This is a genomic window from Enterococcus sp. 7F3_DIV0205, assembly GCF_002141365.2.
GTDB lineage: Bacteria > Bacillota > Bacilli > Lactobacillales > Enterococcaceae > Enterococcus_L > Enterococcus_L palustris.
In genome coordinates, this window is record NZ_CP147244.1 from 2,014,605 (window position 1) to 2,030,175 (window position 15,571).

Sequence of the window (15,571 nt, forward strand, 5' to 3'; positions counted from 1 at the left end):
AGAAAGAATCTTTTATGAAAACGCAACACTCCGAAATTTCTTGCATCCGAAACAAACTTATGTAAAAATGAATTATTTGATTCTATAAGGATATAAAAGGAGTTACTTATGAAAAAATTAGCCATTATCGGCGGCGGGATCATTGGTTTGACCTTAGCCAACTATGTTGATTTAGAGAAGTATAGTGTAACGATTTACGATAATCCTGTTGGACAAGCTACCAAAGCTAGCGCGGGGATCATTTCCCCTTGGCTTTCTAAGCGCCGCAATAAAAAATGGTATCAATTAGCAAAAGATGGAGCAGCCTTTTATACGAAGCTCGTACAAGATTTTTCTTTACCAGCAAGTGTCTATCAGCAAACGGGCACCTTGATTCTTAGAAAAGACGGTGAGCTTAGTTCTCTTATGCAACTAGCGCAAGAAAGAAAACAAACTGCACCTGAGATCGGAGAGATCGAATTATTAACTGCCGAACAAGTCACAGAAAAACTGCCTTTATTAAAAGCACAACCCGCCTTGTTTATTACTGGCGGAGGGAAATTAGATGGTGCTAGCTACTTAGAAACCTTGAGACAACGTGCACTATCAAATATGATTACCATAAAAGCTGATACAGCTAATCTTAGTCGAAGCCATGAGCAATGGCTTATTCAGACACCTAACGGAACTGAATCATTCGATGCCGTTGCATTATGTGCCGGTCCTGGTTTGCCTTCATTGTTAGGTTCTCTCGGTTATACAACGGATATTCGACCGCAAAAAGGACAATTATTGGCTTTTGATACACCGTTCACAGAAAGTGGCAGTTGGCCAGTTGCAATGCTGGATGGTGAAAGCGACTTGATTCCGTTTGAAGATGGGCAAATTCTTGTCGGCGCAACACATGAGAATGATGGTGGATTCGATTTAACGCCAACAGAAGAAGCTTTTTCCCTGCTTCGGCAAAAAACAGCCCCTTATCTCGCTGAATCCAGTTTTTTTGAAAATTATCCAGCTGTTTATCGTGTTGGAACTCGTGCCTACACATCAGATTTCGCTCCATTTTTTAATTATTTGCCAGATGCACCTAGCGCAGTCATTGCCAGCGGATTAGGGTCTTCGGGTCTAACAACGGGTCCATATATCGGCTTTTTATTAGCACAGTATTTCAATGAAGCCAAAAGCGATTGGCAGGATTATCAAAAACCAATTGAAACCTACCTATCGAAATAAACTGAAAAAGCATGAGCCCGGGACAAAACTAAAAATCAGTTTTGTTTCGGGCTCTAAATCTGGATAAACGGTGGGATCAGAAGTAAACACTTCTGTCCCAACCTCATGCTTTTTATGATAATTTTTTTGCTTCCAAGACAAAGTTTTTCATTTCTCGGTATAACGTTTCTTTGATTTTATTCAACTCTTGTTTGAGCATTTTTTTCTCACTCACTAATTGTTGCCCATTTACCCAAACCGCCTCCACATTGCTGGCATTCGCTGAATAAACAATCGCTGCATATGGATCAAAAATCGGAAACATATTTACAGATTCTGTTTCAATCAAAGTTAGATCCGCTTTTTTTCCGATTTCGATCGACCCTACTTGGTCCGCCAACCCTAACGTTTCGGCACCACCAATTGTTGCAAGACGAACAATTTCTTTTGCAGGAAAAAGGGCACGATCCTGATTATGCGTTTTATGCATGTTGGCAAATAAGCGCATTTGGCTAAATAAGTCTAAGGTATTGCCGCTGCTTGGCCCATCTGTTCCTAGTCCTACTACGATATTTTTTTCAAGCATTTGTTTGACAGGAGCTATCCCCTTTGCTGATTTAGTATTCGCACCGATACAATGAGCCACACGGGCTTTTCCATTTGAGGCTGCAATGATATCTAAATCGTTTTCGGTTGTTAAAATGCAATGAGCTAAAATAAAATTACGTTCAAAGTACCCTAATGTTTGTAAAAATTCTATTGGTGTTTGGTTGTATTTTTCTTGAAACTCCTCAATTTCATAGGTCATTTCAGATACATGCATTGTAATCGGTGCATTGTATTTTTCACTAAGTGCCACGATTTTTTCCAGCATTTCCAAATTATTTGTATTGGGTGCGTGTGGTGCAATGATCGGTGTAACTAATGGATCATTCTGCCATTTTTCTAAAAAAGTTTCGCAATATTCATATCCGCCAGATGGTTTTGGACTGTCACAGGTCGGCATATCAATGATCGTTTCACCAACAAGAGCGCGAATGCCCATCTCCTTACAGCTTTTAGCTACCTCATCTTCAAAATAGTACATATCACAAAACGTCGTTACACCACTCAACAACATTTCAGCAATGGCATAATCACTGCTTGCTCTTACTAATTCTTTTGTCATATGTTGCTCCAAAGGAAATAAAAATCGGCGCAGTCGATCAGGTACGTCATCTCCTAACGAACGAAATGGGATCATACCTGCATGTGTGTGGGTATTGATCAGACCAGGGATCAGCAACCCTTTTTTCCCATCGATCACTTTATCTGCCTGAATAGTTACTGAAACAAGTTCAGAAACATGCCCCATTTCTGTAATTAAATCATCTTCGATCATTACAAATCCATCTTTAACTTCTGAAAAATAATCATCCATTGAAAGGATATGAACATTCTTAATAAGTGTCTTCATTCAACAACACTCCATCTTCTGGAAAAATCAATGGATAAAACTCTTGCGTTTTCGTATTCATCATCCCCATGTCGGTGACCTTGATCGCAGGTGAAACTGGAAGAGATAATGTAGAAAATGACATGATCTCATTCATATTTTTGTAGCCTAATTTTTGCATACTTGTACGGACTTTTTGCAAATCTCCGCCTAATTCTTCGATTGGGGCTTGAGATAAAATGCCGCCGATAGGCAGAGGGCATTTTCCTGTGATTTTTCCATTTGAAACAACAATGTAGCCCCCTTGGATCGCAAGTAATTCATTTTGTGCTAGCACGATATCTTCTACCGTATTGCCCATGACCATCACATTATGATGATCATGCGCCCACGTTGTGGCGATTGCGCCTTTTTCGGTAATTGGTTTGTCCATCAATGAAAGTGAGATATTTGCATTTTTGCCATATCGTTCCATTACGACCAATAACGCGCAGTCTGCTTCTTGCCATTGTAAGAGTCCATTTTTCACAGGAATTTCTTTCGTGATTCGCTCGGTAAATGTTCCTACTTCTTGTTTTTGGATCACATTACAGCGAACACTGTCTTTATTTGTTTCTACTTTGATAACTAAGTCAGCAACGGTTAGTGGTTTGCAGTGAACAGAGTGCTTATAACGAGCTGGAAATTGTTCGACAACTGTAGGGTATTGGATAGCTGCTCCATCTTCATATACTTTTTTTCCAGATTTATAAACTGTATCAAACGTAAACTCGTTTAAGTCGCTCAATAAAATAAAATCAGCTACACGTCCCGGTGCAATTTCTCCCCGATCATGAAAGCCCATGCGTCTTGCTGGCGTGTAAGTTGTCATATAAATCGCTTTTTCAATTGGTAAGCCTGCTTTTATGGCTTTCTTTACGTTCTCATTCAAATGACCTTTTAGTAAATCATCTGCCATTACATCATCTGTAATAATGCTGGCATATTCATAAAACTGATTTTCTACAATGACCTTCATATTTTCAGGTGTGATCGATTTATTTTGGAATTGAATGAAAACACCTGCTTCGATTTTTTCTTTTAAGGATTCTGGAAATTGATGGGTATGATCTGATGTGATACCGCTAAATAAAAAAGCTGCTAGCTCTTCGTCGTAAATTTTTGGACAATGGCCTTCTAACGGCATCGTTGGTCGCTCTGATTTACATAAATCGATAATTTGTCGGATCAAGGACTCAGGTTCATAGGCAATACCTTTAAAATTCATGGCTTCTCCTAAACAGACAATTTTAGGATTTTTCAACAACTCTGCAACTTCTGGAAGTCCGATAATACCACCAGTGGTTTCTAATTCAGGGGTCGTTGAAGGTACAGAAGAAGGAATCGCATGGAATATATCCAATTCGGTTTCCGCCTTCATAAATTCCTCTAATCCTTCTAACCCAAAGACATTGGCCATTTCATGGGCATCTGCCACAACCGTTGTTACACCATAACGCAACACAGCTTTTGAAAATATCGTTGGTGTTGTCATTGAACTTTCAATGTGCATATGGGCATCAATCAAGCCGGGAATCATATATTGATTCTCGGCTTTGATAACTGTTGTAGGCGTTAAGTTAGTCATTTCTGTAGTGCTGATATAGTAAAACTTGCCATCTTTGATTGAAACATTTTTTTTAACAAATGATTGCGTTGGTGTTTGAAAAACCAAAACATCTTGAATAATCATATCTACTTTCATGCTTATCGCCTTTCTTCTTTTTTTATTGGTTCATTGTACGATTCCATTGGTCGATCCAATTAGCTAAATTATCATTGATAAATGAAAAATCAACTGTTTTTGCTCGATCTGCTACTTTTCCGTATGTTTTGTTTTCTGCTTGTTTTTCGTCAAGTGTCACCTTACTGTTGGTTGGTCCTTCATTTAATGACACTGCTTTTGTTTTTTGTGATGCTTCACTAATACGTTCATTAACAAAGGTATACGCTAATTCCTTATTTTTAGAACTTTTTGGTACATTAATTGTATTGAAGTTTGCGTAGGTACCACTTTCAGGAACAACATATGTTGCCTCTTTTGAAGCGCCTTGAATAATATCTACAGCAAAATCAGCAACAACTGCTACTTCGATTTCACCTGATTGGAACATATTGGCAAGATCTGAAGATTTTGAATAGGTCTTAACCACATTTGGTTTTAGCTCTTTCATTGCATCAAAAGCAGCTTTGCCTTTATCCGTTGTGATGTCTACACCTGCATGATCGCTCGCAAGATATAACATCAAGGGACCAGCTGTTGTGGAAATATCTGGAACAGAAATTTTACCTTTAAAATCTGTTGACCATAAATCGTCCCAACTAGTAATTTCTTTCCCGACTTTTTCTTTGTTATAAACAATACCAATACTATTAACAGCAATCGGGATACCAGCTCCACTTTCATATACTTCTTTTGCTCCAGCCGTTAAATCTTTGATATTTGGTACTTCTTTTTCTGTTATTTGCTCAAACAACTTCTCTTTGTTTCCTTGGGTTGCATTGGCTTGTGCAAGCTCGATCACATCGATTCCAGCATTCGGATTATTCAGTAATTTCGTGTAACGATCTGCACTGTTCCCTACTTCTAAAGTAACTTTAGCATCATTGTTTTTTTCAAAAGGGGCTATGATATCTTTTTTGACAATGTCTTCACTCAAGCCGAAGGTTGAAACAACTAATGCTTTGCTTCCACTTTTGCTATCGCTCTTTGTATTCGCCTCACTATTCCCGCAAGCTGCCATTAGTAGCGTTGCTGTTGCTAAAACACCGATCATTAATTTCTTTTTCATCTTGATTCTATCCCCTTCATCTATCGTTTATTTTTCTAAAACAACTAGTTTATCTGCTGGAAAAACAAGGTTGATTCTGTCTCCAGTTTCATAGATTTGCTCACTCGCTCCGTTGACCAATAGCGTTCCCAGTGATGTTGTGACTTCATATTGATAACTTTTCCCTAAAAAAGTCCGAACAATAATTGTTCCTTCGATGGATTCTTGTGTTGCCTCTTTCAAAATTTCAATGTCTTCTGGACGAATTGTTGCAACAGTTTCAGTTGCTTCCGGCTGTGGGTTAGTCGTCGTAAAAAGTTGACCATTTTCACTTTTGTATCGCCCTTCCGCAGTTTTTGTTACAGCAAAGAAATTTTCAAAACCGATAAATTGAGCTACAAATTTTGTTCTTGGCAAACGGTAGATCATTTCTGGTGAATCGTATTGTTCGATCACACCATTATTCATGATCGCAACCTTATCAGAGATGGAAAAACATTCTTCTTGGTCGTGGGTTACAAATACGGTCGTTATACCTAGTTGTTGTTGAATCCGCTTGATTTCGATCCGCATCGCTACTCTTAATTTTGCATCTAAATTACTTAAAGGTTCGTCTAATAGTAACAGCTTAGGCTCAATGATCAAGGCACGAGCTAAAGCCACGCGTTGTCTTTGTCCGCCTGAAAGTTGCTTCGGATAGCGATCACCAAGATTTTCTAAGCCACAAACTTGAAGCATGTTTGCTACTTTTTCTTTTGTACTATCTTTGCTTTCTTTTCTTAACTTCAAGCCAAAAGCAACATTTTCAGCAATCGTCAAATGAGGAAATAAGGCGTAACTTTGAAATACCATACCAAAATTTCGTTTGTGCACAGGAACCTTGGTTAAATCATCATCATCTAATTCAAAAGAACCGTCGTTTGGTTTGATCAATCCTGCGATCACTCGAAGCGTGGTTGTTTTCCCACATCCACTTGGACCTAGCAATGAAACCAGTTCGCCTTTTTCCATCGAAATGCTTAAATCTTTTAATATATCTTGTTTGCCATCATAGCTGACACGTATTTCTTTTAAATCAACAAAAGTCAAAATTTTCTCCTCTTTCTACCTATTAAGTCGGAAATCTACGATTAATCGCTCTTTTATTTATGCAATCGAAGCTAGTCCTAATGTTTTTTCGATCAAAAACATCAAGCCCATTGTCAGTAACATCAGCATTACTGAAATGGCTGAAACAGTTGGATCATAATTGTATTCCATGTAGCTAAGTAACGAAGTCGGCAACATGGTAACTCCTGGTCCAGATAAAAACATCGAAACAGGAACATTATTAAATGAATTGACAAAGGCTAGCATAAATGCAGCAAAAATCCCTGATGATACGTTCGGTAAAACAATTTTGATAAAAGCCCGAATCTTCGTACAGCCTAATGTCCAAGCTACTTCTTCCATTGAATAATCTAGCTGCTCCATACTTGAACCCACAACACGAATAATATAGGGTAAGCTGATCAAAAAATGCCCAATCAGCAAGCCTTGAAAAATCGGCAACCCTAATTTGATGACAATATATTGAAATAATGTGTACCCAACCACGATACCTGGAATCACAGTTGGTGATAAAAAGAAGCTTTTGATAAAGTTTCTTCCTCTTACTGAATAACGTGCTAGTGCATACGACGCTGGAATCCCAACGATCAAGGCTAAAACAGTCGCTAGTACACCGATGATCAAACTCAATTTAAAACTGCTCATAAACGTATCTGACTGTATGGCTTTTGCATACCAATCTAATGTAAATCCTTTAATTGGAAACTGGATAGCTGCTTCGGTTCCAAAGGACGTAACAACAATCAAGCAAAGGGGTAAGAATAAAAATAAGAATACTAGGATCGCAATCAGCGTCATCCCTTTTTGTTTACGCATTATTGGCTTCTCTCCTATCAACTTTTTTAGCGACTACATCGAGTCCTTTCATGACAATCAACGTAACAACGATCATAATCAAGGCTAAAACGCTCGCTGCTTTCCAATCTCCTAATGTATTGGCTTTTTGATATAAAAAGGTCGACATCATCATTTTCTGATTCCCACCTAATAATTGCGGTGTGGTGTAGGCAGTCAGTGTGCCAGTAAAAACTAAGATACTCCCAACAATCGTTCCAGGAATCGAAAGCGGCAATACAACTTTCCGAAAAGCCGTGAATGGACTTGCGCCTAACGTTTCGGCTGCTTCCAACATCTCCCCTTCAATATTTTCCAGAACGCCTACAAGCGTCATGATCATTGTTGGTAAAAAAAGATAAACAGAGCCGATAATAATAGCAAATTCTGTATAAAGTAAATTCAGCGGCTGAGCAATCAAACCTGTTTTCAATAACAACGTATTGACTACACCTGTTTTCCCTAAAATATTGATCCAAGCAAAACTACGAATCACTGAATTGGTCAACAGCGGAAACAAGGTCATCGCCATTAAAATCCCACGCCATTTTTTACTAACTCCAGCGATGTAATAAGCGGTTGGAATTCCCAGTAAAATTGAAATAAACGTAACAATCAGCGAAACTCTGATCGTGCGCCAAAAGATCGATAGATTATATTCGTCTTTAAAAAAATCGAGGTAGTTGCTTAATGTTACCCCTTGATCTGAGAAAATAGTTGGCAAAATACTGGTAACCAAAGGAATCATTAAGAAAAATAGTAATAAAATCATTCCAGGTGCTACAATAAAATACGGAACATTCTTGTTCATTTACACACTCCTCGTTCGTTTTTCCACTGATTCAGTATACTCATTTTACAAACCAATTTCAATATGTTTTTTAAATTAAAACAATAAACATTCGTGTATTGGCAAATAATTGTATTTATACATACAAAAAAAGCGAATTCAAACATTTATAACGAACTTAAAACCATAATTCGCCGTTTGAATCGCTTTTTGCTAATTATTTAGTTATTTGCCCTATTGAGGAAAGAGGAGTTTTGACTGTAGTAGATATTGTTCTTTGTATTTTAACGTGAGTTCTTTTAAAAAAGGGAGTAATTCATCCTGCTCTACAGAAAATGTTTCAATCAGTTCTTCATATTTTTGTCGCTCTGTCGCTGTCGCTATGTTTTTAAAATACCCCCAAACGTGTTGATACGCATTTAGGAGATTGCCTTTTTTTGGCGGCTGAGCTAATGCGTGCTGCAGATAACCTCGAAATGCTTGTTCTTTTCTTTCATCCCACTCATTATCCGTAAACAATCTCCTGATTGCTCTATAATCTGGTTGAGACTTTGACAAAATCAAATACTTCAGCGAGCGCCACTCTTGCTGTCTTTGTGCTATTATTTTCAATAAAACTCTTCCTTTCTATTCTTATATGATAAAAAAATGAATAAAAAAACCAATTTTCTTATAGTCTATTCATGAAAATTTATGATATTTAAAAGACTAAAAGTTTAGAATATATGCTATATACTTTTTTCAGTAATTCTAGGTTAAATAAATTATCTGAATATTAAAAAGAATTGAGGTTATTATTTATGGATGATCAGCAGTTAGACAAGTCGTTTTTGGGACAGCCCAAAGGATTGTCTACACTCTTCTTTACTGAGATGTGGGAGAGATTTAGTTACTATGGTATGCGGGCAATTTTACTGTATTATATTTATGATACGGTCGCAAATGGCGGGTTAGGTTTACCCAAAGAAACAGCTTTGGCAATTATGTCGATTTATGGATCACTTGTTTTTATGTCTAGTATCGTTGGCGGCTGGATCTCTGACCGCGTGTTAGGTGCTAGAAAAACGGTTTTCTTTGGCGGCGTATTCATCATGGTCGGTCACATTGTTCTAGCGACACCGTTTGGAATTGCTGCATTATTCCTTTCCATTCTTCTGATCGTGATCGGTACAGGAATGCTAAAACCTAATGTCTCTGGCATGGTCGGACATCTTTATTCGAAAACAGACACACGTCGTGATGCTGGTTTTTCTATTTTCTATATGGGTATCAATATTGGTGCGTTACTGGCACCGTTTGTCGTTGGAACGTTAGGTCAAACTTATAACTATCATGTTGGGTTCTCAGTAGCTGCTTTCGGTATGTTTTTCGGCTTGTTACAATATTATCTACAAGGGAAGAAATCACTAGACGGTATTGGTTTAAAACCAACGAATCCAATCGGTACAGAAGAACGGAAAAAGTTCATACGCTCGTTATTACTTGCTCTTGTTTTTGTCATCGTTCTTTTTGGCGGTGCCTATATTATGGGACAGTTAACAATTGGATTCTTTATTAATAGCGTTAGCTTCTTAGGTATTTTACTGCCTGTCTATTATTTTATTAAGATGCTGACTTCAAAAAATGTGACCGCTGAAGAAAAACCTAAAGTACTTGGTTACATTCCTTTATTTTTAGCAGGAATTGTCTTTTGGTCCCTAGAAGAACAAGGCTCTTCTATTTTAGCATTATTCGCAAATGAACGGACAAATGATACCTTATTCGGTTTTTCCATTGCACCTAGTTGGTTCCAATCGTTAAATCCAATTTTTGTTGTTGTTTTAACACCTGTGTTCGTGACTTTATGGACAAGATTAGGGAAGAAGCAACCTTCAACAGTGGTCAAATTTTCATTGGGATTGGTTTTTGCTGGTCTGTCTTTTGTTCTTTTGATGCTGCCTGGATTGCTTTATGGCACTAATACAAGAGTTAGTCCTTTATGGTTGTTCTTTAGTTTCTTCATTATGATCGTAGGGGAGATGTGTATTTCTCCAGTTGGGTTGTCGATTACAACAAAGCTTGCACCTAAAGCTTTTGAATCGCAAACTGTCGCAATTTGGCTGTTGGCTGACGCTGCTTCACAAGCAATCAATGCTCAAATCGCTCGTTTTTATACACCTCAAACTGAATCAGCGTATTTTGGAATTGTAGGATTCGTAGCTGTGATTGCTGGTATTATCTTGATTCTTTCTAAAAATCCTATCAAAAAATTAATGGGATCTATCCACTAAAAAAAACAGTTTCCGTCAAAGCATGTTTCATAAGGCTTTGACGGAAACTGTTTTTATTCTAGTAATTAAGTTGTTTTTCTTGTTTCATGATCGTTGCTTTTAGCAATAACGGCGCAATGATCGTTGTCGCAATAATCACAATGATCACAGAAGAATAATACTCTTCTGAAAGAAAACTTGAGGTCAAGCCCACTTGAGCAATGATCAAGGCCATTTCACCTCTAGAAACCATACCTGACCCAATGATCAGAGTAGACACACCTTTGAAACCCGTTACGCGTGCACCTAAAGCACCGCCTAACAATTTCGACAAAACTGCAACTATCGTTAAAACAATAATAAACAAAAAATGCTTTGACATACCGGCAAACGTCATGTTTAGACCAATAGAAACAAAAAACATCGGAATAAACACGGTATACCCGATCGTCTCTAATTTTTCATCTACTCGCTTACGATAATCTGTCTGTGCAATTGCTACACCTGCAAAAAATGCTCCGATGATAGCACCCATGTCCAGCATTTCTGCAAAATAAGCAAAACCTAAACAAATAACTAAAGAGATTGCCGAAACAGCCTCAATCGCGATCAATTTTTTACTCAAATTCAGTAACCACGGGACCAACCATTTACTAGCTGCAAAAATCACAATAAAGAAGAAAACCTTCAGCAGTAAAACTTCCCACATCGGCAAACTTCCACCAGGTGTCGATCGGTTCATCAAACTCAACATGATTCCTAAAATCAATACCACAACGATATCATCTACAACAGCTGCACCAAGAATTGTCGCGCCTTCTTCACTGTCGATCTTCTTTAGGTCCTTTAATACCTGTACGGAAATACTCACAGATGTCGCACTAAACAAAACACCTAAAAAAATGGAATTCTGTACGGAAAACTGAAAAGCTTCCCCCACACCAAACCCCATCGCCGCAGGAAAAACAATCCCTAAAAGTGCAACTGACAAGGCTGGTCGCCAATATTTTTTTAATAATTCCAAATCACTTTCCAGACCAGCAATAAACATTAAAATAATAACGCCGATTTCAGAAAAGTAATGCATAAAATCATCTGGCTTGATCCAACCTAGAATAGCTGGACCAATTAAGATTCCGACTAATAATTCTCCAATCACAGAAGGAATGCCCACTCGATTACAAAAATGTCCAGCAAGTTTGGTGAATAGCAAGACTAGACATAATGTTAATAAAAACCCCATCTTTCTCTCCCTTTCTACTATAAAAAACATATATCTCATTGTACCACGGTAACTCGTTTTAGTAGCGACCAAAAGATTCGTATACTATGAGCATAATAAAAAAACTGACAGGTCTCTTACTACCTGCCAGCTCATTCACTTTAATTATTTTGAAGCACGTTTTAAATACGTACCTTCTTGTGTATTGATTTCTAATGATTCATCCGCTTCAATAAAGTCAGGAACATTGACTACTAAGCCCGTTTCCATGATTGCTGGTTTTCCAGAACCTGAAACAGTTGCGCCTTTGATCGATGGTTGCGTTTCTTTTACTTTTAAGACAACCGTTGTTGGCAATGTGATCCCGATTACTTCTGATCCGTAAAATTGAATTTTTACTTCCATATTTTCTAGAAGATATTTTAGTTCTTCTTCGATCACAGAAGTTGGGATTTCGTATTGCTCATATGTTTCTAAATCCATAAAATTGGCTGTATCATCTTGGCTGTATAGGTATTGTACAGGTTTATTTTCGATAAACGCTTTTTTTACTTTGTCATCTGGACGCATTGTAGTATCCGTTGTTGTTCCTGTACGAACATCTTTTAATTTCATACGCATAACGGTATTTCCTTTACCAGGTTTGTGGTGACTAGCATCCATTACACGGATTAATTTACCGTCTTGTTCAAAAGTCATACCTGCTTTAAGATCGCTTACTGCTATCATGTTGTTTTCTCCTCTTTCTTTAAGGTTCGACCGAAACGTTTGGTCGAAACGTTAGTGTAGTGCCTCTATATCTAGATTACATTGATTCGATAGTAGAGAGACTTCTTAAAAAAATTCTTCTCACCCATTGTAGCAGATTACAAGCGGATATTCTAGAGAATACGTTGTCTGAGTGTCTTTTTTTTGTAGTAAAAACTTGTAAAATCCAAATTAGCAAAAAAAAGTGATTGGAAGGTAACTCATTGAGTTATCTTTCAATCACATGAACACTAGATAAATAGTAACATCCCCATAATTTCTTTTACATCAGTAGATTAACGAATCGCCATCTGCTCTTTTTGGACAACAACAGTTCCTTGTTCACCTTTACCCAAATTTTTTAGATTCTCTAGTGACGTGATTACGGCTTTATTTGTTGGTCTTCTTTTAGCGAATTGAACTGCCGCTTCAACTTTTGGGAGCATACTACCTGGGGCAAACTGACCCTCCTTGATGTAGTGTTCGATTTCAGAAATACTGACTGTTTCTAAAGCTTTTTGATTTGGCTGGTTATAGTGAACGAACACATTGGTTACACCCGTTAAAATAATCAACGTATCTGCTTCAATCAACTCCGCCAATTTTTCCGCCGCAAGATCTTTATCAATGACTGCTTCAATTCCTTGTAAACCACCTCCTGATTGAACAACTGGAATTCCTCCGCCACCTCCGGCAACCGTTACAACTCCGTTTTCAAGCAATAATTGAATGGTCTTACTTTCTTTGATTGCGATCGGTCTTGGGGAAGGCACAACTTTACGAAATCCTCTTCCAGCATCTTCCATGTATAAGGCACCTGTCATTTCCATCAATTCTTGCGCTTTAGATTCTGAAAAAAATGGCCCGATCGGTTTACTCGGATGAACAAATCCTTCATCATTTTGCGACACTTCAACTTGTGTTACGATCGCTGCAACATCGCGAGTGATTTTTCTTTTTTCTAAGGCATTAGTCAGTGCATTGACCAACCAATACCCAATGCTCCCTTCTGTCATAGCGACACAAGTATCCAAAGGCATTGCTGGGTTTTCTACCGAATCAGATGCTGCTTGTTGCAACATTAGATTCCCAACTTGAGGACCATTGCCATGAACAATCACGAGTTCCATTTCATCAGTCAATAAAGCTGCAAGTGATTCAGCTGTCTCTTGAACGATTTTTTGTTGTGCCGCCGCTGTGGGATCACTTTCCAAAATCGCATTCCCGCCTAATGCTACCACTACACGTTTCATTTTCCGCCTACTTTCTCCACATCATTTGAATTGATTTCATCAAATGTTTGCCATAAAGAATCGCATTCAGGGCATCCGCCTGTATGAATCATCGCTAAGGTCGATTGATCTGTGCCGTCTAAATAATTTCGTAAATGCATATCCGAAAAGCCATGTTTTGCAGCATCTTCTCTAGTATTTGAATAATAAACGGTTTTGATCCCAGCCCATAAAATTGCCCCAACGCACATCGGACAAGGTTCACAAGTTGCATAGATTTCACAGTCGGATAAGTCCATCGTATTTAACTTTTTACACGCTTCACGCACAGCAACCATTTCTGCATGTGCTGATGGATCAGTGTCTCTCATCATCGTATTACTGACTGAAACGATCACTTCGCCATTTCTAACTAAGGTTGCTCCAAATGGACCGCCAAATTTCTTTTCCATTCCAGCAACAGTTGCATCCGCCGCCATTTTCATATAGTTCATGATTTTTCCCCCTTCATTACTTTACTTAGAACACTATATACAACAAATGAAAAGATCAACCCTGAAAAGAAAGCAAAGTCATTGATCGTTTTCAACAATGGAACTGACTGTAAAAATGCACCAGACATCGTGATCACAAAACTAGTCGCTAAGGTAATCATCGCTTTTTTGTTATAGCCTGATTTAAATTCACCTAAGTCGCCATTTTCAACATAGATATTTTCTAAATTGATTACTTGCTTATGTTCAATATAAAAACTAGCTAACATGATCCCAGCAATGGGACCAAACATCGAACCAATGAAACTGTAGAAATAAAATAATGTGGACGCATTTTCTACTAGTTTCCATGGTAGAATCATCGTACCAATAATAGCCGTTAAGACTCCCGCTTTTTTCACATCTAAAAATTTAGGAAATAATGATGACATTTGCAACCCTGCTGGAAATAAATTGCCAAATACAACAAACGCTAAAGCCCCCATATTTAAGGCCAAAATCAATACAAATACGGCAAATGTATTATTGATTTTATCAAACGCATTCACAATATTGAAAATCGGTTCACCAAAAGCAATTTGAGTTCCTGCAATCAAACCAACACATGTAACCGCAAACAAAATATAAGAAAGAATAAAACCTAACGGCAAGCCAATGATCATGTCTCTCGGCGTTTTAGCCTTTTGCGTAAAGTCACCGATATTCACGATCGGACCTGCCCAATTTGAAACCAAAGCACTTACACATGCAATAAAAACAATCGGACTCGTTGTCGCATTCGCTGGAGAGTAAGCCAATATCGGACCGAAACCACCCGCAATTTGAATCGTCCAAACAGCCGCTCCAATAATAAAAACGTAAACGATTGGTGAAGACCAGTTACCAAATTTATCCAAGACTTTTGTTCCGCCTAAAAATAGTGCAACTGTCACACACCAAACAATTAAATAACTCAACATCGTTGGTGCAGGCATTCCAAGAATCGTCATTCCTCCGCCAATAGTCATATAATCAGGAAAGATTCGACTAAACAAAACGTCTAGCGATTGAGCACTTACAACGCTTTGTGTCCCAAAGAAAACAACTCCTGCGATCAACCCACGACATAACGAGGGAATGATCGCTCCTTTTACACCAAACACTGAACGCAGCAACATTGGAAACGGCAACCCATATTTAGCAGAGGCAACACCATTCAATACATAAAAGATCGATACAATTACAGCCGATAACATAACAGCCGCCAACACTTGTTTTGTATTTAAACCTAGTAAGAAAAAGCCTGCTACAGTCATATAAGAAAGAATATTATGCACCGCACCCATCCATAATGTCACATAGTTGAAGATACCCCAATTTTTATCTGCCCCCGTTTTTGGCAGTAATTCTGCTGAATAGGTCGGTGTTGTCACGATGGCTTGTTTTTCTACTGATTCCATTGTATTTTCCTCCAATAC

Annotated in this window: 14 protein-coding genes; 2 read left to right on the top strand and 12 right to left on the bottom strand. The window is 38.1% G+C overall.

Going from position 1 to position 15,571, the window contains the following annotated elements:
• Positions 1 to 108: 108 nt before the first annotated feature.
• Positions 109 to 1,212 (top strand): NAD(P)/FAD-dependent oxidoreductase, encoded by a 1,104-nt coding sequence (locus A5821_RS09610; protein WP_086314362.1) that lies wholly within the window; start codon positions 109 to 111, stop codon positions 1,210 to 1,212.
• 112 nt (positions 1,213 to 1,324) lie between these two features.
• Here the strand turns inward: A5821_RS09610 and A5821_RS09615 are convergent, their stop codons facing one another.
• The 7 genes from A5821_RS09615 to A5821_RS09645 form a co-directional block, all read right to left on the bottom strand.
• Positions 1,325 to 2,647 carry an amidohydrolase gene (locus A5821_RS09615; protein ID WP_086314363.1) on the bottom strand — a complete coding sequence of 441 codons (1,323 nt, stop codon included), beginning with the start codon at positions 2,645 to 2,647 and terminating at the stop codon, positions 1,325 to 1,327.
• Positions 2,631 to 4,370 carry an adenine deaminase C-terminal domain-containing protein gene (locus A5821_RS09620; RefSeq protein WP_086314364.1) on the bottom strand — a complete coding sequence of 580 codons (1,740 nt, stop codon included), beginning with the start codon at positions 4,368 to 4,370 and terminating at the stop codon, positions 2,631 to 2,633. The genes A5821_RS09615 and A5821_RS09620 overlap by 17 nt, the downstream gene beginning before the upstream one ends.
• Before the next feature lie 22 nt (positions 4,371 to 4,392).
• On the bottom strand, positions 4,393 to 5,457 hold the full coding sequence (locus tag A5821_RS09625) for an ABC transporter substrate-binding protein (protein WP_086314365.1): 1,065 nt from the start codon (positions 5,455 to 5,457) through the stop codon (positions 4,393 to 4,395).
• A 27-nt stretch (positions 5,458 to 5,484) separates the two neighbouring features.
• Positions 5,485 to 6,525 carry an ABC transporter ATP-binding protein gene (locus A5821_RS09630; protein WP_086314366.1) on the bottom strand — a complete coding sequence of 347 codons (1,041 nt, stop codon included), beginning with the start codon at positions 6,523 to 6,525 and terminating at the stop codon, positions 5,485 to 5,487.
• Between the two features lie 57 nt (positions 6,526 to 6,582).
• Positions 6,583 to 7,362, bottom strand: coding sequence for an ABC transporter permease (locus A5821_RS09635; RefSeq protein WP_086314367.1), 780 nt, complete (start codon positions 7,360 to 7,362; stop codon positions 6,583 to 6,585).
• Entirely contained in the window at positions 7,355 to 8,191 is an 837-nt protein-coding gene (locus tag A5821_RS09640; protein WP_086314368.1) for an ABC transporter permease, read from the bottom strand. The genes A5821_RS09635 and A5821_RS09640 overlap by 8 nt, the downstream gene beginning before the upstream one ends.
• Before the next feature lie 213 nt (positions 8,192 to 8,404).
• A complete protein-coding gene (locus A5821_RS09645; RefSeq protein ID WP_086314369.1) occupies positions 8,405 to 8,782 on the bottom strand; it encodes a YbgA family protein in 378 nt (125 codons plus the stop codon).
• A 188-nt stretch (positions 8,783 to 8,970) separates the two neighbouring features.
• Here A5821_RS09645 and A5821_RS09650 point away from each other — a divergent pair, with 188 nt between their 5' ends.
• Complete coding sequence (locus tag A5821_RS09650; RefSeq protein ID WP_086314370.1) at positions 8,971 to 10,440, top strand: peptide MFS transporter; 1,470 nt, start codon at positions 8,971 to 8,973, stop codon at positions 10,438 to 10,440.
• 58 nt (positions 10,441 to 10,498) lie between these two features.
• On the opposite strand, the gene A5821_RS09655 is transcribed toward A5821_RS09650, so the two are convergent.
• From A5821_RS09655 to A5821_RS09675, 5 genes are all read right to left on the bottom strand, one after another.
• A complete protein-coding gene (locus A5821_RS09655) occupies positions 10,499 to 11,662 on the bottom strand; it encodes a cation:proton antiporter (protein ID WP_086314371.1) in 1,164 nt (387 codons plus the stop codon).
• A 144-nt stretch (positions 11,663 to 11,806) separates the two neighbouring features.
• Positions 11,807 to 12,370 (bottom strand): elongation factor P, encoded by a 564-nt coding sequence (efp, locus tag A5821_RS09660; RefSeq protein WP_010772247.1) that lies wholly within the window; start codon positions 12,368 to 12,370, stop codon positions 11,807 to 11,809.
• A 314-nt stretch (positions 12,371 to 12,684) separates the two neighbouring features.
• Complete coding sequence (arcC, locus tag A5821_RS09665; RefSeq protein WP_086314372.1) at positions 12,685 to 13,641, bottom strand: carbamate kinase; 957 nt, start codon at positions 13,639 to 13,641, stop codon at positions 12,685 to 12,687.
• Positions 13,638 to 14,114 (bottom strand): nucleoside deaminase, encoded by a 477-nt coding sequence (locus A5821_RS09670; protein ID WP_086314373.1) that lies wholly within the window; start codon positions 14,112 to 14,114, stop codon positions 13,638 to 13,640. Before A5821_RS09670 ends, arcC begins: the two co-directional genes overlap by 4 nt.
• Positions 14,111 to 15,553: a cytosine permease gene (locus A5821_RS09675; RefSeq protein WP_086314374.1), complete on the bottom strand. Its 1,443-nt coding sequence runs from the start codon at positions 15,551 to 15,553 to the stop codon at positions 14,111 to 14,113. The genes A5821_RS09670 and A5821_RS09675 overlap by 4 nt, the downstream gene beginning before the upstream one ends.
• Positions 15,554 to 15,571 lie beyond the last annotated feature (18 nt).

Coding starts and splice junctions, on each gene's coding strand:
- A5821_RS09610 (WP_086314362.1), top strand. CDS start 109: ATGAAAAAATTAGCCATTATCGGCGGCGGGATCATTGGTTTGACCTTA.
- A5821_RS09615 (WP_086314363.1), bottom strand. CDS start 2,647: ATGAAGACACTTATTAAGAATGTTCATATCCTTTCAATGGATGATTAT.
- A5821_RS09620 (WP_086314364.1), bottom strand. CDS start 4,370: ATGAAAGTAGATATGATTATTCAAGATGTTTTGGTTTTTCAAACACCA.
- A5821_RS09625 (WP_086314365.1), bottom strand. CDS start 5,457: ATGAAAAAGAAATTAATGATCGGTGTTTTAGCAACAGCAACGCTACTA.
- A5821_RS09635 (WP_086314367.1), bottom strand. CDS start 7,362: ATGCGTAAACAAAAAGGGATGACGCTGATTGCGATCCTAGTATTCTTA.
- A5821_RS09640 (WP_086314368.1), bottom strand. CDS start 8,191: ATGAACAAGAATGTTCCGTATTTTATTGTAGCACCTGGAATGATTTTA.
- A5821_RS09650 (WP_086314370.1), top strand. CDS start 8,971: ATGGATGATCAGCAGTTAGACAAGTCGTTTTTGGGACAGCCCAAAGGA.
- A5821_RS09655 (WP_086314371.1), bottom strand. CDS start 11,662: ATGGGGTTTTTATTAACATTATGTCTAGTCTTGCTATTCACCAAACTT.
- efp (WP_010772247.1), bottom strand. CDS start 12,370: ATGATAGCAGTAAGCGATCTTAAAGCAGGTATGACTTTTGAACAAGAC.
- arcC (WP_086314372.1), bottom strand. CDS start 13,641: ATGAAACGTGTAGTGGTAGCATTAGGCGGGAATGCGATTTTGGAAAGT.
- A5821_RS09670 (WP_086314373.1), bottom strand. CDS start 14,114: ATGAACTATATGAAAATGGCGGCGGATGCAACTGTTGCTGGAATGGAA.
- A5821_RS09675 (WP_086314374.1), bottom strand. CDS start 15,553: ATGGAATCAGTAGAAAAACAAGCCATCGTGACAACACCGACCTATTCA.